At 73.8% G+C, this 18,083-nt stretch carries 14 protein-coding genes; 6 read left to right on the forward strand and 8 right to left on the reverse strand.

The window, feature by feature from the left end:
* The first annotated feature begins 45 nt into the window (after positions 1–45).
* Together SVTN_RS13095 and pepN are read left to right on the forward strand one after the other, a co-directional pair.
* A complete protein-coding gene (locus SVTN_RS13095) occupies positions 46–1,230 on the forward strand; it encodes a TerD family protein (RefSeq protein ID WP_041129253.1) in 1,185 nt (394 codons plus the stop codon).
* 52 nt (positions 1,231–1,282) lie between these two features.
* A complete protein-coding gene (pepN, locus tag SVTN_RS13100; protein ID WP_041129254.1) occupies positions 1,283–3,862 on the forward strand; it encodes an aminopeptidase N in 2,580 nt (859 codons plus the stop codon).
* A 144-nt stretch (positions 3,863–4,006) separates the two neighbouring features.
* Here the strand turns inward: pepN and alc are convergent, their stop codons facing one another.
* From alc to SVTN_RS13120, 4 genes are read right to left on the reverse strand one after another with little or no spacing between them, the layout of a single operon-like run.
* Positions 4,007–5,131, reverse strand: a complete 1,125-nt coding sequence (gene alc / locus SVTN_RS13105) for an allantoicase (RefSeq protein WP_041129255.1) — start codon at positions 5,129–5,131, stop codon at positions 4,007–4,009.
* A 60-nt stretch (positions 5,132–5,191) separates the two neighbouring features.
* Complete coding sequence (locus tag SVTN_RS13110) at positions 5,192–6,118, reverse strand: LysR family transcriptional regulator (RefSeq protein WP_041129256.1); 927 nt, start codon at positions 6,116–6,118, stop codon at positions 5,192–5,194.
* Between the two features lie 24 nt (positions 6,119–6,142).
* Positions 6,143–7,114 carry a DMT family transporter gene (locus tag SVTN_RS13115; RefSeq protein ID WP_078908328.1) on the reverse strand — a complete coding sequence of 324 codons (972 nt, stop codon included), beginning with the start codon at positions 7,112–7,114 and terminating at the stop codon, positions 6,143–6,145.
* Between the two features lie 5 nt (positions 7,115–7,119).
* Positions 7,120–8,073, reverse strand: coding sequence for an EamA family transporter (locus SVTN_RS13120; protein WP_041129257.1), 954 nt, complete (start codon positions 8,071–8,073; stop codon positions 7,120–7,122).
* A gap of 163 nt (positions 8,074–8,236) precedes the next feature.
* Here SVTN_RS13120 and SVTN_RS13125 point away from each other — a divergent pair, with 163 nt between their 5' ends.
* On the forward strand, positions 8,237–8,743 hold the full coding sequence (locus SVTN_RS13125) for a MarR family winged helix-turn-helix transcriptional regulator (RefSeq protein WP_041129258.1): 507 nt from the start codon (positions 8,237–8,239) through the stop codon (positions 8,741–8,743).
* Positions 8,744–8,819: 76 nt separating this feature from the next.
* Here the strand turns inward: SVTN_RS13125 and SVTN_RS13130 are convergent, their stop codons facing one another.
* Genes SVTN_RS13130 through SVTN_RS13140 form a run of 3 tightly spaced genes read right to left on the reverse strand, consistent with a single transcriptional unit; the run spans position 8,820 to position 11,393 of the window.
* The gene (locus SVTN_RS13130; RefSeq protein WP_041129259.1) at positions 8,820–9,050 is read right to left on the reverse strand and encodes a hypothetical protein; all 231 of its coding nucleotides are present in this window, start codon (positions 9,048–9,050) and stop codon (positions 8,820–8,822) included.
* A gap of 20 nt (positions 9,051–9,070) precedes the next feature.
* Positions 9,071–11,191 carry a 4-alpha-glucanotransferase gene (malQ, locus tag SVTN_RS13135; RefSeq protein WP_041129260.1) on the reverse strand — a complete coding sequence of 707 codons (2,121 nt, stop codon included), beginning with the start codon at positions 11,189–11,191 and terminating at the stop codon, positions 9,071–9,073.
* A 1-nt stretch (position 11,192) separates the two neighbouring features.
* Positions 11,193–11,393, reverse strand: coding sequence for a hypothetical protein (locus tag SVTN_RS13140; protein ID WP_041129261.1), 201 nt, complete (start codon positions 11,391–11,393; stop codon positions 11,193–11,195).
* Between the two features lie 236 nt (positions 11,394–11,629).
* Between SVTN_RS13140 and SVTN_RS13145 the strand changes: the two genes are divergently transcribed.
* The gene (locus SVTN_RS13145; protein ID WP_052499092.1) at positions 11,630–14,716 is read left to right on the forward strand and encodes a glycoside hydrolase family 84 protein; all 3,087 of its coding nucleotides are present in this window, start codon (positions 11,630–11,632) and stop codon (positions 14,714–14,716) included.
* A 63-nt stretch (positions 14,717–14,779) separates the two neighbouring features.
* Here the strand turns inward: SVTN_RS13145 and SVTN_RS13150 are convergent, their stop codons facing one another.
* A complete protein-coding gene (locus SVTN_RS13150) occupies positions 14,780–15,343 on the reverse strand; it encodes an HNH endonuclease (RefSeq protein WP_041129262.1) in 564 nt (187 codons plus the stop codon).
* Positions 15,344–15,599: 256 nt separating this feature from the next.
* Between SVTN_RS13150 and SVTN_RS13155 the strand changes: the two genes are divergently transcribed.
* Positions 15,600–16,661 carry a mechanosensitive ion channel family protein gene (locus tag SVTN_RS13155; protein WP_041129263.1) on the forward strand — a complete coding sequence of 354 codons (1,062 nt, stop codon included), beginning with the start codon at positions 15,600–15,602 and terminating at the stop codon, positions 16,659–16,661.
* A gap of 169 nt (positions 16,662–16,830) precedes the next feature.
* Positions 16,831–18,045, forward strand: coding sequence for an ROK family transcriptional regulator (locus SVTN_RS13160; RefSeq protein ID WP_041129264.1), 1,215 nt, complete (start codon positions 16,831–16,833; stop codon positions 18,043–18,045).
* The last annotated feature ends 38 nt before the right edge of the window (positions 18,046–18,083 follow it).

The following is an 18,083-nucleotide window of genomic DNA, read 5'->3' on the forward strand; positions in this document are numbered from 1 at the left end:
GGGGAGCCGCCCCTCCGGCGTGCCCGGCCGTGCCAGAGTTCCCCCATGACCCAGATACCCAAGGGGGCCGATGTCGCGGTGCCCCCGCAGGACCTTCATGTCGCGGTCAGCTGGCGCACCGGGCACGGGGTGCCCGACGTGGACGTCTCCGCGCTGCTCCTCGGGCCCGGGGAGCGGGTGCGGGGCGATGCCGATCTGGTCTTCTACAACCACGCCGAGCATCCCTCGGGGGCCGTCCGGCACCTGGGGAAGTCGGCCCCGGGCGCGCCCGGCAGCCCGGCCGCGGACTGGCTGTGGCTGGACCTCGCGCGCGTGGAGCCCGATGTGGGGCGTCTGGTGATCGCCGCCTCCGCCGACGGGGGCGCCTTCGGGCAGGTGCCGGGGCTCGACGTGCGGGTCGCGGACGGGTCCGGGAACCCGGTGGCGTACTGCGCGATCGGGGACGCGACGACGGAGACGGCCTTCGTCCTCGGGGAGTTCCACCGGCGGGACGGCGGCTGGCGGTTCCGGGCGGTGGGTCAGGGGTACGCCTCGGGGCTCGCCGGGCTCGCGACGGACTTCGGCATCGTGGTGGAGTCCCCGCCGCCGCCGATCCCGGGCCCCGGTTACGTGCCCCCGCCGCCGCCCCCGGCGCCCGCCGCGCCGCCCGTGCCGGTGGCCGATCCGTACGGCGGGGAGTTCCGGCCCTCCGTGTACCAGGGGCGCGGCAAGGAGACCGTGCACTGCGACCCGGGGCTTCCGGCGGGGCACTGGGTGCTCCTGGAGATCGAGTCGTACCACTCGATGTCCACCACGATCGAGTCCTGCGACGCGTACGGGCGGGCCGAGGACTTCCTGCTCACGGCGTACGAGGACGACGTACGCGCGCGTACCGTCGCCCTCGTCCCGCGCGCCCGCCCGCTGACCCTGCGGGTGGAGGCCGACACCCCCTGGACGCTGCGGGTGCTGCCGCTGTCCCACGCGCGCCGTTTCGACAGCCACGTCGAGGGCCTCGCGCACGATCTGGTGGTCTACGAGGGGCCGGCCGGGGTGCTGGACTTCGCGCACCACGGGGAGTCCCACTTCACCGTCCACCAGCACACCCCTCCCCTCGATCCGCTCTACGACGACGAGGAGCAGGACCTGCTGGTCAACGAGATCGGCGAGGTCCGGGTGAGCGCCCCGGTGGCGGGCTCCGGGCTGCTGCGGATCAGCGGTGACGGGCCGTGGAAATGTTCCGTGCGCCGCTGAGGCGGCCCGTGGAAGGATGGCCCAAACGTCACGAAACCGAGGAGTTGACCGGGTGCCTGGGACAAACCTGACCCGTGAAGAGGCTCAGCAGCGGGCGGCGCTGCTGACCGTGGACGCGTACGAGGTCGAACTCGACCTCACCGGTGCGCAGGAGGGCGGGACCTACCGGTCCGTCACCACCGTCCGCTTCGATTCCGCCGAGGCCGGTGCCGAGACCTTCATCGACCTCGTCGCCCCCGCCGTCCACGAGGCCGTGCTCAACGGGCACGCCCTGGACGTCGCCGCCGTCTTCCGGGACTCCCGGATCGCGCTGCCCGGCCTGCTCGCGGGCCGCAACGAGCTGAAGGTCGTCGCCGACTGCGCGTACACCAACACCGGTGAGGGCCTGCACCGCTTCGTCGACCCGGTCGACGACCAGGCCTATCTGTACACCCAGTTCGAGGTGCCGGACGCGCGGCGGGTCTTCGCCTCGTTCGAGCAGCCCGACCTGAAGGCGACCTTCCAGTTCACCGTGAAGGCGCCGAGCGGCTGGTCGGTGATCTCGAACTCTCCGACGCCGAAGCCCGAGAACGACGTGTGGGTCTTCGAGCCGACCCCGCGCATCTCCACGTACATCACGGCCCTCATCGTCGGCCCGTACCACTCGGTGCACTCGACGTACGAGGGCAAGGACGGCCAGGTCGTCCCGCTCGGCATCTACTGCCGTCCCTCGCTGGCCGAGTTCCTCGACGCGGACCACATCTTCGACGTGACCCGCCAGGGCTTCGACTGGTTCCAGGAGAAGTTCGCGTACGACTACCCCTTCGCCAAGTACGACCAGCTGTTCGTGCCGGAGTTCAACGCGGGCGCGATGGAGAACGCGGGCGCGGTCACCATCCGCGACCAGTACGTCTTCCGCTCGAAGGTGACGGACGCGGCGTACGAGCGGCGCGCCGAGACCATCCTCCACGAGCTCGCCCACATGTGGTTCGGCGACCTCGTCACCATGGAGTGGTGGAACGACCTGTGGCTGAACGAGTCGTTCGCCACCTACACCTCGGTCGCCTGCCAGGCCTCGGTGCCGGGCACCCGCTGGCCGAACGCCTGGACCACCTTCGCCAACGCGGAGAAGACCTGGGCCTACCGCCAGGACCAGCTGCCGTCGACGCACCCGATCATGGCCGAGATCAACGACCTGGAGGACGTGCTCGTCAACTTCGACGGCATCACGTACGCCAAGGGCGCCTCGGTCCTGAAGCAGCTCGTGGCGTACGTCGGCCAGGACGAGTTCTTCAAGGGCGTCCAGGCGTACTTCCAGGCGCACGCCTTCGGCAACACCCGCCTGTCCGACCTCCTCGGCGCGCTGGAGGAGACCTCGGGCCGTGACCTGAAGACCTGGTCGAAGGCGTGGCTGGAGACGGCCGGCATCAACATCCTCCGCCCGGAGATCGAGACCGACGAGAACGGCGTCATCACCGCCTTCGCCGTCCGCCAGGAGGCCCCGGCGCTGCCCGCCGGCGCCAAGGGCGAGGCCGTGCTGCGCCCGCACCGCATCGCGATCGGCTTCTACGACCTGGACGAGGCCGGCAAGCTGGTCCGCACCGACCGCCTGGAGCTGGACATCGCGGCGGCCGAGCTGACCCCGGTCGCGGAGCTGGCCGGCAAGGCCCGCCCGGCGGTCGTCCTCCTCAACGACGACGACCTGTCGTACGCCAAGGTCCGCCTCGACGAGGTGTCCCTGAAGAACGTCACCGCGCACCTCGGCGACTTCGCCGAGTCCCTGCCGCGCGCCCTGTGCTGGGCCTCGGCCTGGGACATGACCCGCGACGGCGAGCTGGCCACCCGCGACTACCTGGACCTGGTGCTCTCGGGCATCGCCAAGGAGTCCGACATCGGTGTGGTGCAGTCGCTCCAGGGCCAGGTGAAGGCGGCCCTCGACCTGTACGCCGCGCCGGAGTGGCGCGCGACCGGTCTGGCGCGCTGGGGCGCCTTCGCCCAGGAGCAGCTGCGCGCGGCCGAGGGCGGCAGCGACCACCAGCTGGCGTGGGCGCGTGCCTTCGCGGCGACGGCCCGCGAGGACGCGGAGCTCGACGTGCTCGTCGCGCTGCTCGACGGCTCCGAGGTCATCGAGGGCCTGGCCGTCGACACCGAGCTGCGCTGGGCGTTCGTGGAGCGCCTCGCGGCCACCGGCCGCTTCGAGGAGGCGGAGATCGCCGCCGAGCTGGAGCGCGACCGTACGGCGGCGGGCGAGCGGCACGCGGCCACCGCGCGCGCGGCCCGTCCGACGGAGGCGGCGAAGGCGGAGGCCTGGGCCTCGGTCGTCGAGGACGACAAGCTGGCGAACGCCGTGCAGGAGGCCGTCATCAGCGGCTTCGTCCAGGCCGACCAGCGCGAGCTGCTCGCCCCGTACACGGCGAAGTACTTCGCGTCGATCAAGCACGTCTCGGAGACCCGCAGCCACGAGATGATCCAGCAGATCGTGGTCGGCCTCTACCCGACGCTCCAGGTCTCGCAGGAGACCCTCGACGCGACGGACGCGTGGATCGCCGAGAACGACCCGGTCCCGGCGCTGCGGCGTCTGGTGACGGAGTGCCGTGCGGGCGTGGAGCGCGCCCTGAAGGCGCGGGCGGCGGACGCGGCTGCCGCCAAGTAGCAGCCGGGAGTACGGAGAAGGGGCGCCCTCCCCCGTGGGGGCGCCCCTTCTCCGTGCTTGGAGTCCGCCCGGAGGCGGTGTTTGGAGTCCGCCCGGCGGGCGGGCGTCGGCGCGCGGCCGCGCCGCCGGGCGGAAGCTCTTGGGTCAGCCGCCGAGCGCCGCGTACCGGGCGCGCAGGTCGGCCGCGCCCTGCTCCGTCAGCGCCCCGTGCAGCCGCATGCGGGCGACGCCGCCGTCGGGGAAGGCGTCGAGCCGGACGTGGGTGACGACGGCCTGCGCGGGCAGCTTGAAGCGGTGCAGGGTGTCGGGCTGGAGGCGGGTGCGCGGGATGATCTCGAACCACTCGCCGCTGTCGCCGTTGCGGCCCTGGAGGGCGATCCAGCCGGCCGAGTTGCCCTTGAGGTAGGCGGTGTCGATCTCGACGGCGCGGACGGCGCCCTGGGCGACGAGCTTGAAGCGGACCCAGTCGTTGGTGTCGCGGACCCGGCGGCGGCGGTTCTCCCAGCCGTCGTCCATCTTGCGGGAGGTGCCGGGCAGGATGATCTGGGTCGGCGAGGAGTAGAACTTGTCCGAGGCGTCCTCGTACGAGCCGCCGTTGAGCACGGCGATCAGGTCGAGGGTGCCGAGGAGCTCCAGCCACTCGGGGTCGGGCACGACCTCGCCGTGGACACGGAACCGGGCGACGCCGCCGTCGGGGTGCTGGCAGAGCCGTACGTGGGTGAAGCGGCGCTCGGCGTTGATCTCGAAGCCGTTGGCGGCGTGGCCGCGGACGGGGGTCGGCGGGACGAGCTCCTCCCACTTCGCCTCGAGCAGCTCGGCGGGGCTGGGCGAGCCCTCGACGGCGGTGGCCTGGATGCTGACCTTCTGCGGGTAGTTGCCGCGGAAGTGGGCGGTGTCGACGACGATCCCGCGGATCACGCCGGGGGCGCCGAGGCGGACGATCGCCCAGTCGTGGTCCTCGGGGGCGGGGAAGACGTTCTCGGCGTCGGCGCCACGGCGGCGGCGGGTCTCCCAGCCGTCCATGATCTTGCCCTTGTGGCCGAAGTGCTCCGGGTCGAAGACGGCCCGCTCGCGGCTAATGAGGTTCTCCCGCTCGGCGAAGAACTCGTCGTTGGCGGCGACGACTCCGGCTCCGAGGCGGCGGTCGGCGAGGTCGACGAGCTCGGTGAAGGGGAAGTCACCGGTGCGGTAGTCGGCGTACGGGTCGCCGCCGGAGTAGGGGGCGGCGTCGTTGGCGTGCGGGTCCTGGTTCGCGTCGAGGCTGCTCATGGCTTCGACTCTCCCGTGCGGCCCGCCCTCCGGTCCATCGAATGTTTTCGATGGATATATTCAGCCCTGCTGAACGGTTTCGCGGGCCGCCGCAGCCTGCCGGAGGGCGGCGAGCACCCGGGCCACCGCCGGGCCCTCCTCCGCCCCGCTGCGCACCGCCGCGACGACGTGGCGGCGCGGCTGGTCGGCGGAGAGGACCCGCATGACGACCCCGGTGCCGCCCCGGCGGTCCGCGGAGGCCATCCGGGGCACGAGCGCGATCCCGAGACCCGCCTCGACCATGGCGAGGATCGCGGTCCAGCCGGAGGCGCTGTGGGCCTGCTCGGGCACGAAGCCGGCGGCCTCGCAGGCGGCGGTGGTGATCTCGGACCAGGGTCCCGAGCCGCCGAAGATCCAGGGCTCGGCGGCGAGGTCGGCGAGCCGCAGTCCCGGCGCGTCGGCGAGCGGATGGCCGGCGGGCAGGGCGACGTCGAGGGGGTCGGCGAGCAGCGGCATCCTGCTGTACTTGGGGTCGCGCGCGGAGGGCGCGTGGGCGGCGAGCGAGAGCGCGAGGTCGACCTCGCCGGCGGTGAGCAGCTCGTACGCCTCCGCCGCCTCGGCCTCCCGGATGCGGACGTCGAGCCCGGGGTGGGCGGTCCGCAGCTGCCGTACGGCGGGGACGAGGAGCGCGGGCACGGAGGTCGAGAAGGCCGCGACCCTTACCTGTCCGGCCTCGCCCCGCAGGTAGCCGTCGAGTTCGGCGTCGGCGCGCTCCAGCTGGGCGAAGACCACCTCGGCGTGGCGCAGCACCAGATGGGCGGCGTCGGTGAGGCGGACCCGGCGGCCCTGGGCCTCCAGGAGCCGCACGCCGAGCTGTTTGGCGAGGTTGGTGAGCTGCTGCGAGACGGCCGAGGGGGTCATGAGCAGCGCCTCCGCGGTCGCGGTGACGGTGCCGCGGTCGCGGAGGGTGCGGAGGATCTGGAGCTTCTTGATGTCCCACTCGGTCATGGGGCGCAACATATCCGGACCCGCCTACCTGGAGGAGCTCAGCGCGACCCCGCCGAGGATGAGGACCATGCTCGCGCCGCCGAGGAGGCCGAGCTGTTCGCCGAGGAGGGCGTACGAGAGGAGGGCGACGCAGACGGGCTGGAGGTAGTAGACGATCCCTGCGCGGGCGGCGCCGATCAGGGTGACGGCCTTGTTCCAGGCGAAGAAGGCGACGGCGGAGGAGAGCACGCCGACGTAGACGAGGGGGCCGACGGTGCCGGTGGTGGGCTCGAAGCCGCCCTGGACGGCGAGGCTGATCCCGTACGCCGGGAGGAGCATGAGGGCGCCGAGGGCGAAGGTGGTGAAGAGGAAGGCGAGGCCGCCGAGTTCGGCGGGACGGCGCTTGAGCAGGGCGCTGTAGGAGGCGAAGCAGACGGCGGCGGCCATGACCCAGAGGTCGCCGGTGGCGAAGTCCGGGGCGAGCGAGCCCTTGCTGACGAGGAGCAGGACTCCGGCGCAGGCGATGAGCATGCCGGTGGTGCGGCGCGGGCCGAGGCGGTTGCCGCCGAGCCGGGCGAAGACGGCCATGAGGACCGGGGAGGCGGCCATGATCATGCCCATGTTTCCGGCGGAGGTGGCGGTCCCGGCCTGGTTGACGAGGGTGTTGTAGACGGTGATGCCGAGCAGCGAGGCGAGGGCGAGGAAGCGGAGGTGGCGGCGGATCAGGTGCCGCTGCCGCCAGGTCTCGCGGGCGGCGAGCGGGGCGACGGCGACGAGGGCGACGATCCAGCGCCAGAAGGCGGCCTGGACCGGGGGGACGGTGTCGTGGAGGGCGCGGGCGACGACGAAGCTGCCGGACCAGACGACGGTGGCGAGGAGGGCGAGGAGCACGCCGAGGCCGGCGCCCTTGGCGGGTGCCGGCCTCTCGGTGGCTGCGGTGGTGCTGTCGGTGGCAGTGGCGGTGGTGGTGACGCTGCCGGTGGTGCCGGTCGGGTTGCGGGCGGTGTCGAGGCTCATGCCCCTTACCGTCGCACCCCCGAAACCTCCAGGTCCATCGAAACTTCCTGACCGTTCTTTTCAGCTGCGCCGAACGATTCGACCTCGGGGGCGGCCTTCTCGGGAGTACGGGGGCTCAGCTGGCCCGCCAGGGTGGCGCCGAAGGCGATCAGCATGCCGAGCACCTGCACCGGGCCGAGGGCCTGACCGAGCGCCGCCCAGCCGATGACGGCCGCGGTGATCGGCGAGAGCGGGCCGAGGAGGGTGGCCGAGGAGGCGCTCAGCCGCTCGATGCCGCGGAACCAGAGGAAGTACGAGATCGCGGTGTTGCCGAAGGCGAGGTAGGCGTAGCCGGCCAGGTTGGTGCCGGTCAGGGCCGGCGGGGCGCCCTCGATCAGGAAGGCGAGGGGGGCGATGACCAGGCCGCCCGCGGTGAGCTGCCAGCCGGTGAGCGCGAGGGCGCCGACGCCCTCGGGGCGGCCCCAGCGCTTGGTGAAGACGATGCCGGCGGACATCGAGAGGGAGGAGAGCAGTCCGGCACCGACGCCGATCAGGTCGAACGCGGCTCCGGCCTTGAGGACGACGAGGCTGACGCCGAAGGCGGCGGCGACGGCGGTGATCAGGGCCTTCGCCGTGGGCTTCTCGCCGAGGAAGAGGGCCGCGAGGCCGACGACGAAGAGCGGGCCGACGGAGCCGACGACCGCGGCGACTCCGCCGGGGAGCCGGTAGGCGGCGAGGAAGAGCAGCGGGAAGAAGGCGCCGATGTTGAGCGCTCCGAGGACCGCGGACTTCCACCACCAGGCGCCCTGCGGGAGCTTGCGGGTGATCGCGAGGAGCAGGAGGCCGGCGGGCAGGGCCCGCAGGAGGCCGGTGAGGAGCGGGCGGTCGGGCGGCAGGAACTCGGTGGTCACGAAGTAGGTGGAGCCCCAGGAGATCGGGGCGAGGGCGGTGAGCGCGGTGACTGCTGCCTTGCGGGACATGACGGTTCCCCCTGCGGTGGAGTGCCGGAGCGGCGGCGCCGGACTGGCTTCGTGATGAGTAACTTACCATTAAGCTACTTTCTGGCAAGAGGCTTTCCCGTAAGAGACTTTCTCGTAAGTGACTTGCTTGCGAGGGAGGAGTGGAGAAGGGAACACTGAGGACATGAAGACGCACAGCCCCGACCACGACGCCGTCGACGACATCACCGACCAGTGGGCGGCCGTCCGCCCCGACCTGGACACGGTGCCGATGGCCGTCTTCGGCCGCATCTACCGGCTGGCCAACGCCATGCGCGGCAAGGTGGACAAGGCGTACGCGCCCTACGGCATGGCGCTCGGGGAGTTCGACGTCCTGGCGACGCTGCGCAGGTCGGGAGCGCCGTACACGCTCTCGCCGCGCGAGCTGACCGCCACGCTGATGATCACCACCGGCGGCATGACCGGCCGGCTCGACAAGCTGGAGAAGGCCGGGCTGCTCACCCGCAGCCCCGACCCGAACGACCGGCGCGGGCTGCGGGTCACCCTCACCGAGCGCGGCAAGGAACTGGTGGACCAGGCCGTCGGGGCCGGTCTCGGGGAGCAGCGGGCCGCCCTGGAGGCCGCGCTCACCGCGGAGGAGGCGGACCAGCTGGCCGGGCTGCTGAGGAAGCTGCTCGCGACCACGGTGTGAGGGGCCTCGACGCACGCGAGGGCGCCGCACGGTACCTCGTACCGTGCGGCGCCCTCGGCGGAGACCTGAGAGGCGGTTACGCCTTCTTCTTGGACTTGTCGAGCACCATCACCAGACCGGCGATCACCAGGAACAGCACCAGCGGCGCCGCCACGTACAGGCCGAGGGTCTCGGCGACACTCAGCTTGGGGGCCGGGTCGTCACCGTCGTCGCGGGTGAGCGCGAGCGCGGGGGACGACATGAGCAGCATCATCAGCGTCGTACCGGCCGCGAGCGAGCCGGCGCGCAGAGCGTTCTTCTTGTCCACAGCCCCAAAGTAGCGAACACCTAAACGGGCCGCGCGCCCGGGGGTGCCGTACGGGCGCTCTCCGCTCCTGTACGGGCGTTCTCCTCCGCCGTACGGGCCCGCAGCTCGCTCAGCAGGGCGTGCGCCCGGGGCGAGGCGGCGAGCTGCTCCAGGGTGAGCGGCCGGCCGTCCGGATCCGCGAGGGGCAGTCGCCAGTTGGGGTACTCGTCCCAGGTGCCCGGCAGGTTCTGCGGTCTGCGGTCCCCCACCGTGTCCGGCAGCCACACGCCCACCATCCGGGCCGGGGTGGCGAGCAGGAACCGGTGGACGGCCCTGATCTCGGCCTCCTCGCCGCCGGGGCCCTCCGGGAGCAGCCCCGTCCGCTCGAACACGTCCAGCCACTCGGCGGTCTCCGCCGCGTCCGCCGCCCGCTCGCGCTCCAGGTCGCCGGGGAGCAGCCCGAGCCGGTGCCGCAGGCCGATGTGCTCGCCGGAGAGCCGGGCGGCGGTGGAGGGCAGGTCGTGGGTGGTGGCGGTGGCGACGCACTCCGTACGCCACTCCCCCGCCGGCAGCGGGCGGCCGGTGCCCGCCCAGTCCCGCTCGAACCAGAGCACGGAGGTGCCGAACACCCCGCGCCGGGCCAGCTCCTCCCGTACGCCCGGCTCGACCGTGCCGAGGTCCTCGCCGATGACGAGGGCGCCGGCGCGGTGCGCCTCCAGGACGAGGACCGCGAGCATCGCCTCGGCGTCGTACCGGACGTACGTGCCCTCGGTGGGCTCGCGGCCCTCCGGCACCCACCACAGCCGGAACAGGCCCATCACGTGGTCGATGCGCAGCGCGCCCGCGTGGCGGAGGAGTTCGCGGAGGAGTCCCCGGTACGGGGCGTAGCCGGCGGCGGCGAGGGCGTCGGGCCGCCAGGGCGGCAGGCCCCAGTCCTGGCCCCGGGAGTTGAAGGCGTCGGGCGGCGCGCCGACCGACATGCCGGCCGCGAAGGCCTCCTGCTGGGCCCAGGCGTCCGAGCCCTCGGGGTGGACGCCGACCGCCAGGTCGTGGACGATCCCGACCTCCATGCCGGCCTCGCGGGCGGCCGCGGCGGCGTCGGCGAGCTGCCGGTCCGTCAGCCAGGCGAGCCGGCAGTGGAAGTCGACCCGGGCGGCCAGGGCGGGGTCGGCGCGCACGGCGGTCTCCGCCGCGCGCGGGGTGCGCAGCTCCTCGGGCCAGGTCCGCCAGTGGTGGCCGTGCCGCTCGGCGAGGGCCTGGTAGGTGGCGTGGTCCTCCAGGGCGCGGCCGCGCTCGGCGAGGAAGTCGTGGAACTCGGCGCGGCGGCCGGGACCGAGCTCCACGCTTCCGAGGACGAGCTCCAGGGCCCGGCGCTTGACGTCCCAGACGGCGTCCCGGTCGATCAGGGCGCCCTTGCCGAGGACCTGTTCGCGCAGTTCGGCGGCCTCGGCGAGGATCCGGTCGAGCTCCTCGCGGCGCTCGGGGTCCACCAGGGCGTACTCGGGGACCTCCTCGATCCGCAGGTGGACGGGGTCCGGGAAGCGGCGCGAGGACGGGCGGTACGGGGAGGGGTCGCTGGGCGCCCCGGGCACGCCCGCGTGGAGCGGGTTGACCTGGACGAACCCGGCGCCGTGCGTGCGGCCCGCCCAGCCGGCGAGCTCCCGCAGGTCGCCGAGGTCGCCCATGCCCCAGGAACGGGTGGAGAGCAGCGAGTACAGCTGGACGAGCAGCCCGTACGCGCGCCGCCCGGGCCCCGGTACGCGCGCGGGGCTCACGATCAGGGTGGCGGTGGCCGCGCGCCCGTCGGGGGCCTGCGCCTCGACGGTGTGGACGCCGAGCGGAAGCCCCGACCAGTCCCGGCCGGTGACGACTTCGCCGTCCTCGGTGGTGACCCGGAGGCGGGTGCCGGGCGGCAGGCCCTCCGGCGGGCGGACCGGTCCTTCGCCGTGGTGGTGGACCAGGGTCGGGGGCAGCAGGCGCTCCCGGTCGGCCCGTTCGACCGCGTCGAGGGCGGCGGCGACCGCCTCCGGGGTGGCCGCGTCGACGCCCAGGGCGCCGAGGACGGCCACCACGGTGGCGTCCGGCACGGGCACGGTGACGCCTTCTGACGGGCTGTGGACGGTGGCGACGCCGTGACGGGCGGCGAGACGGGCCAGGGTCACTTCACACTCCGGGGGACTCCGGGCCGCCCGCGCTGCCGGGGGCGGTGGGTTCGCTGGTCAGGGGGGCCGCCACGGCGAGGGGCGGCTCACTGGTGAGGGGTGACGCGTCGGGCAGCGGCGGCTCGCTGGTCAGCGGTGCACCGGCCGGCGCCGACTGCTGGGGGATGCGTATCCGTCCGAGGTGGCGGGCGGTCGTGGTCACGGGGGTCTCCCGATTCGTCTCGACAGGTTCGACCTGGGCAACGACAGAGCCCTACCCAGCGCACCTCGTTTTACCGGCGGAACGTGGCGAAGTGACGTCACCTCGCCGACGGCTCGCCGGGCAAAGCCGACACATCGGCCACGCGCATTGACACCCCAGTGCGACGGGTGGTGGGCTCGTGATTCATTCGTGACCAACCGGCAGAGCCGCCGGATCCCGCCGAAGGGAGACCGCTCGTGCACCTCGGGCGCAGGAAGCGCACCGCGACGGCCGTCGCCGCCGCCGTCATCGGCGGCCTCCTCGGCGGCGCGGTGCCGGGCTCGGCACAGGCGACGCCGACGGCTCCCGCGACCCCGACGGCACCGGCGGCTCCCGTGACCCCGACCGCGCCGACGGCACCTCAGGCTCCTGCGGCGCCTTCGACTCCCGCGCCGCCCTCGGGGAACGCCTCCACCGCGCGCGTGCCCGCCGTCTGGCCGCGCCCGCAGTCGCTGGCCGCCGCCGGGTCCTCCGTACGCCTCGGGGACGAGGTGACGCTGCTCGCGGACGCCGACGCCGATCCGTACGCCCTCGCCGCCCTGCGCGAACTCCTCCGGGCCGCCGGGGTACGGACCGTCCACACCGGCCTGCCGGGCCGGGGCCCGGTCCTGCGGGTCGCCGGGCCCTCCGGCGACGGCGACGGCTCCGGCGCGGAGGCGGCGCTGGCCGCGCTGCGCGTGCCCGAGCGCCTCGACCTGCCGCGCGGCGGCTACCGGCTCGCGACGGGCCGCTTCCAGGGGCGGGACACCGTCGTCCTGGACGGGGTCGGCGAGGACGGCCTGTTCCACGCCGTCCAGACGCTGCGTCAGCTCCTCGGCCCCGGCGGGGAGATCCCCGGGGTCGTCGTCCGCGACTGGCCCGGCACGGCCGAGCGCGGCGTCACCGAGGGCTTCTACGGCCGCCCCTGGACCCTGGACCAGCGGCTCGCCCAGCTGGACTTCCTGGGCCGGACCAAGCAGAACCGCTATCTGTACGCGCCCGGGGACGACCCGTACCGCCAGGCGCAGTGGCGCGAGCCCTACCCGGCCGCGCAGCAGGACGAGTTCCGGGCGCTCGCCGAGCGGGCCCGCAGGAACCACGTGACGCTCGGCTGGGCCGTGGCGCCCGCCCAGTCCATGTGCCTGGCCTCGGCCGGCGACGTGACGGCGTTGACGCGGAAGCTGGATGCGATGTGGGAGCTCGGGGTGCGCTCCTTCCAGCTGCAGTTCCAGGACTCGTCCTACGACGAGTGGCACTGCGACAAGGACGCCGACGCCTTCGGGCGCGGACCGGAGGCCGCGGCCACCGCCCACGCGCGCGTGGCGAACGCCGTCGCCGCGCACCTCGCCGAGCGGCACCCGGACGCCGAGCCGCTGACGGTGATGCCGACGGAGTACTACCAGGACGGCACGACCGCGTACCGCACGAAGCTCGCCCAGGAGCTCGACGCGGAGGTGCGGGTGGCGTGGACGGGCGTCGGCGTCGTGCCGCGCACGATCACCGGCGGCGAACTGGCGGGTGCCCGCAAGGCCCTCGGCGACCACCCGCTGGTCACCATGGACAACTACCCGGTCAACGACTACGCGCAGGACCGGCTGTTCCTCGGCCCCGCCACCGGCCGGGAGCCGGGCGTGGCCGCCGGTTCCGCCGCCTTCCTCGCGCACGCCATGGAGCAGCCCGCGGCCTCCCGCGTCCCGCTCTTCACCACCGCCGACTACGCCTGGAACCCGCGGGGCTACCGGCCCCGCGAGTCCTGGCAGGCGGCGGTGGACGACCTCGCGGGCCCGGACCCTGCCGCCCGCGAGGCGCTGCGCGCGCTCGCCGGGAACGGCTCCTCGTCGATCCTGGACCCGGCGGGCGAATCGGCCTATCTGAAGCCGCTCCTGGCGGCGTTCTGGGCGTCCCGCACGAGCACCGGCGCGGCCGGCACGGCCGCGCGGGAGAAGGTGGCGCGCGAGCTGCGGGACGCGTTCACGGTGATGCGCCGGGCCCCCGAGCGGCTCACGGCCACCGCCGACGGGACCCTCGACGACGAGACGGGCCCCTGGCTCGAACAGCTCTCCCGGTACGGCCGGGCGGGCGAGACGGCGGTCGACATGCTCCTCGCCCAGGCGCGCGGCGACGGCGCGGCGGCCTGGCGGGCGCAACTGGACCTGGAAGGGCAGCGGAAGGAACTGAAGGCGAGCCGGGTGACGGTCGGCTCGGGGGTCCTCGATCCGTTCCTCACGCGCGCGGTGGCGGAGTCGGCGGCCTGGACCGGCGCCGACCGGACCCCGGCGGCGCGGGCCGACCGCGCCCCCGGCTCGTACACCGTGCGGCTCGACCGGGCGCGGCCCGTGGAGGCCCTGACGGTCCTGACCGAGCCGGACAGGGCCGGCGACGCGCGCGTGGAGGCGTACGTCCCCGGCGAGGGCTGGCGGCCGCTCGGCCCGCTGTCGGCGTCCGGCTGGACGCAGACCGAGCTGAAGGGGCTGAGGGCGGACGCGCTGCGGGTCGTGTGGAGCGGCGAAGGGCCGGCGCCCGAGGTCCGCTCGCTCGTGCCGTGGTTCGCGGACGGGCCGCGCGCCGGTCTCGAACTCGCCAGGACCGAGACGGACGCGGAGATCGGCGGCCCGGCGCAGCGGGTGGACGTGGAGCTGACGGGCCGGCGCGCGGGCGAGGTCCGCGGGGAGCTGACGGCGAAGGCCCCGAAGGGGATCGTGGTGCGGCTGCCGCGGCAGGCCGTGGTGGAGCGCGGCGCGCGGACGAGCGTCCCGTTGGAGGTGTCGGTGGCGGCGGGCGTGCCGGCCGGCTCGTACCGGGTGCCGGTGTCCTTCGCGGGCGAGGAGCGGGTCCTGACGGTGCGGGCCTTCCCGCGGACGGCGGGCCCGGACCTGGCGCGGGCGGCGACGGCCTCCTCCTCCGGCGACGAGACGCCGGACTTCCCGGCCGCCTCGGCGGTGGACGGCGACCCGGCGACCCGCTGGTCCTCCCCGGCGGAGGACGGCGCCTGGTGGCAGCTGGAGCTGCCCGAGCCGGCCCGGATAGGGCAGGTGGTGCTGCACTGGCAGGACGCGTACGCCTCCCGCTACCGGGTCCAGGTCTCCGCCGACGGGCGGATCTGGCGGACGGCGGCGACCGTCGCGGACGGCAGGGGCGGCCGGGAGTCGGTCCGGATGGACGCGGCGGACACCCGCTTCCTGCGGGTGCAGGGGGAGACGCGGGCGACCCGCTTCGGGTACTCGCTGTGGTCCGTGGAGACGTATGCCGTGGCCCCTCCCGAGAAGGAGCAGGAGGACACGCCGGAGGAGCGACCCGCCCCCTGAGGGGCGCGCCGCTCCGCACCGAAGGCCCCCGCTTACACGGACCGCGTACGCGAAAGGCCCGGCTCAACCCGTCGTCAGCGCCCTCACGGGGGTGTCTGCGACGGAGTCGATCCGGGCCATCACGTCCTCGGCGCCGTACGGTTCCAGGTACGGCAGCCAGCGGGGGTCCCGGTGTCCGGTCCCGATGATCCGCCAGGCCAGGCCGGTCGGCGGGGCGGGTTGGTGCCGCAGCCGCCAGCCCAGCTCGCGCAGGTGCCGGTCGGCCTTGACGTGGTTGCAGCGGCGGCAGGCCGCCACCACGTTCTCCCAGGCGTGCGTGCCCCCGCGGCTGCGCGGGATGACGTGGTCGACGCTGGTCGCGACGGCCCCGCAGTACGCGCAGCGCCCGCCGTCGCGCGCGAAGAGCGCTCGGCGGGTCAAGGGAACGGGCCCCCGGTAGGGGACCCGCACGAAGCGCTTCAGTCGCACCACGCTGGGAGCGGGGAGGACTTGGGTCTCGCTGTGCAGGAAGGCGCCGGACTCCTCGAGGCAGAGAGCCTTGTTCTCCAGTACGAGGACGAGTGCGCGGCGGAGCGGTACGACGCCGAGCGGCTCGTACGACGCGTTGAGGACCAGGACATGCGGCACGGATGCCTCCTATGACGCCGGCGGCGCGTGGCTCGCGCCGGGACGAACTGCTCTCAGTCTCTCCTCATGCCTGGTCGCGGCGCCACCACGTACCGGGATCGGGGTGGCGGCCCCGGGGTGTTCTCGACCACATCGGCATCTCTCCCCGGTATGTGCCCAGGTGAGGTCCGTCTCTCCCTCGAACAGGGCTACGGGACCACGTCCGGCGCCCCGTTACTGTGGATGGCCTGCGTACGCGATGCCTGGAGGTTGTCCCGTGTCCTGGTCCGCCCTGGCGGCTGCCACCGAACCCGAACCGATGCCGGTGACCCTGGACGAAGCCGCGGAGAGGGCCACGAACGCGGCGAGCTGGGTGGAGGAGAACTGGTCCACCTGGCTGAACACCGGGTTGCGCATCCTGCTGATCCTGGTCGTCGCGCTGCTGCTCCGGATGGCCGTCCGGCGGGCCCTGACGAAGCTGATCGAGCGGATGAACCGCTCGGCGCAGGCGGTGGAGGGGACGACGCTCGGCGGTCTCCTGGTCAACACCGAGCGGCGGCGGCAGCGCTCGGAGGCGATCGGGTCGGTGCTCCGCTCGGTGGCGTCCTTCCTGATCCTGGGCACGGCCGCGCTGATGATCCTCGGCGCCTTCAAGATCGACCTGGCGCCGCTGCTCGCCTCGGCCGGTGTGGCCGGTGTGGCGATCGGTTTCGGCGCGCGGAACCTGGTGACGGACTTCCTGTCCGGTGTCTTCATGATCCTGGAGGACCAGTACGGCGTCGGCGACTCGGTCGACGCGGGCGTGGCCTCCGGCGAGGTCGTCGAGGTGGGCCTGCGGGTGACCAAGCTGCGCGGGGTGGACGGCGAGATCTGGTACGTGCGCAACGGCGAGATCAAGCGGATAGGGAACCTCAGCCAGGGCTGGGCGACGGCCGGCGTGGACGTGACCGTCCGGCCGACGGAGGACCTGGACGCGGTGAAGGCCGTGATCATCGAGGCGGCGGACTCCATGGCGAAGGAGGAGCCCTGGGACGAGCGTCTGTGGGGTCCGGTGGAGGTGCTGGGTCTGAGCGAGGTGCTGCTCGACTCGATGACGATCCGGGTCTCGGCGAAGACGATGCCGGGCAAGAAGCTGGGCGTGGAGCGCGAGCTGCGCTGGCGCATCAAGCGGGGCCTGGACGAGGCCGGCATCCGGATCGTGGGCGGCGTCCCGCCCCAGGCCGAGGAGTCGAAGGCCGACCCGACGGCCGGCATGGCGGCCCCGTCGGCCTTCGCCTCGACGACCTCCCCCCAGTCGGCGGCGGCGACCCCGCTGCCGAGGCCGGACCTCTCGAAGTAGGTCCCTCCGTTCTCTTCGCGCCCCCGCGGGTAACTCTTTGGTTGCCTTCGGGGGCGCGTCGCGTTCCCGGGTATTGACGCCCTGGTGACGGCCGCCTTACCTTCCTCCCAACCGAATAGGAAACTTTCCTAACAGTGTGCGTCACCGTACGAGGGCAGGTGCGACCGTCATGGCCGGTACGACTCCGGGAACCCCCGGCACCCCGCGCGTCCTGCGGGCCATGAACGACCGGGCCGCCCTGGACCTGCTCCTGGAGCACGGCCCCCTCTCGCGGACCCGGATCGGGAAGCTCACCGGGCTTTCCAAGCCGACCGCCTCCCAGCTGCTCGCCCGCCTCGAAGCGGCCGGGCTCGTCGTCGCGACCGGCACCACCGAGGGCCGGCCCGGTCCGAACGCGCAGCTGTACGCGGTCGACGCGCGGGCCGCGTACGCCGCCGGGCTCGACGTCGACCAGCACCGCATCCACGCCGCCGTCGCCGACGTCACGGGCCGGATCGTCGGCGAGTACGAGCTCCGCACCCCCGGCCGCTCCGCCTCCGGCGTCGTCCGCCAGGTCACCGACGCCCTCGACGGGGCGGTCAAGGCGGCCGGGGTCACCCACGCGGACGTGCGACGCCTCGTCATCGGCACCCCCGGCGCCTTCGACCCGGCCACCGGGCGCCTGCGGTACGCCTCCCACCTGCCCGGCTGGCACTCCCCCACCCTCCTGGAGGAGCTGGCCGCCGTCCTGCCCATGCCGTTCGAGTACGAGAACGACGTCAACCTCGTCGCCCTCGCCGAGCAGCGCCTGGGCGCCGCCCGCGGCCACTCCGACTTCGCCCTGCTGTGGAACGAGGGCGGTCTCGGCGCCGCCCTCGTCCTCGGCGGGCGGCTGCACCGCGGCTTCACCGGCGGCGCCGGCGAGCTCGGCTTCCTGCCCGTGCCCGGCACCCCGCTCGTACGGCAGGTCACCAAGGCCAACTCCGGCGGCTTCCAGGAGCTCGCGGGCATCCAGGCGGTGCCCAGGATCGCCCGCGAGGCCGGGATCGAGACCCCCGACCACCCGTTCGTACCGGTGGTGAGCGGACTCCTTTCCCGGGCCGCCGAGACCCATGGGGACGACCCGCGGTACGCGGAGCTGCTCGACCGGTACGCCGAGCGCCTCGCCGTCGGACTCGCCTCCCTCGTGACCGTCCTCGACCCCGAACTGATCGTGCTCGCCGGGGACGCCCTCGTCACCGGCGGCGAACCCCTCCGCGCGCGCGTGCAGTCCGAACTCGCCGACCTCGCCCCGTCCCGGCCGCGGCTCGTCCTCTCCGCCGTACGCCGGAGCCCCGTGCTGCGCGGGGCCCTCGAAAGCGCCCTCGCCACCACGCGCGACGAGGTCTTCGACACCTCGCGCTGACCCCGTCCCCACAAAGCCCGCAACCCGCCCCCGCAGGG

Origin of the sequence: Streptomyces vietnamensis (genome assembly GCF_000830005.1) — a bacterium.
Taxonomy (GTDB): Bacteria; Actinomycetota; Actinomycetes; order Streptomycetales; family Streptomycetaceae; genus Streptomyces; species Streptomyces vietnamensis.

Excerpts from the sequence above, each read along its gene's own strand:
- SVTN_RS13095 (WP_041129253.1), top strand. The coding sequence starts at position 46 with ATGACCCAGATACCCAAGGGGGCCGATGTCGCGGTGCCCCCGCAGGAC.
- alc (WP_041129255.1), bottom strand. The coding sequence starts at position 5,131 with ATGAGCAGCCTCGACGCGAACCAGGACCCGCACGCCAACGACGCCGCC.
- SVTN_RS13110 (WP_041129256.1), bottom strand. The coding sequence starts at position 6,118 with ATGACCGAGTGGGACATCAAGAAGCTCCAGATCCTCCGCACCCTCCGC.
- SVTN_RS13115 (WP_078908328.1), bottom strand. The coding sequence starts at position 7,114 with ATGAGCCTCGACACCGCCCGCAACCCGACCGGCACCACCGGCAGCGTC.
- SVTN_RS13120 (WP_041129257.1), bottom strand. The coding sequence starts at position 8,073 with ATGTCCCGCAAGGCAGCAGTCACCGCGCTCACCGCCCTCGCCCCGATC.
- SVTN_RS13125 (WP_041129258.1), top strand. The coding sequence starts at position 8,237 with ATGAAGACGCACAGCCCCGACCACGACGCCGTCGACGACATCACCGAC.
- SVTN_RS13160 (WP_041129264.1), top strand. The coding sequence starts at position 16,831 with ATGGCCGGTACGACTCCGGGAACCCCCGGCACCCCGCGCGTCCTGCGG.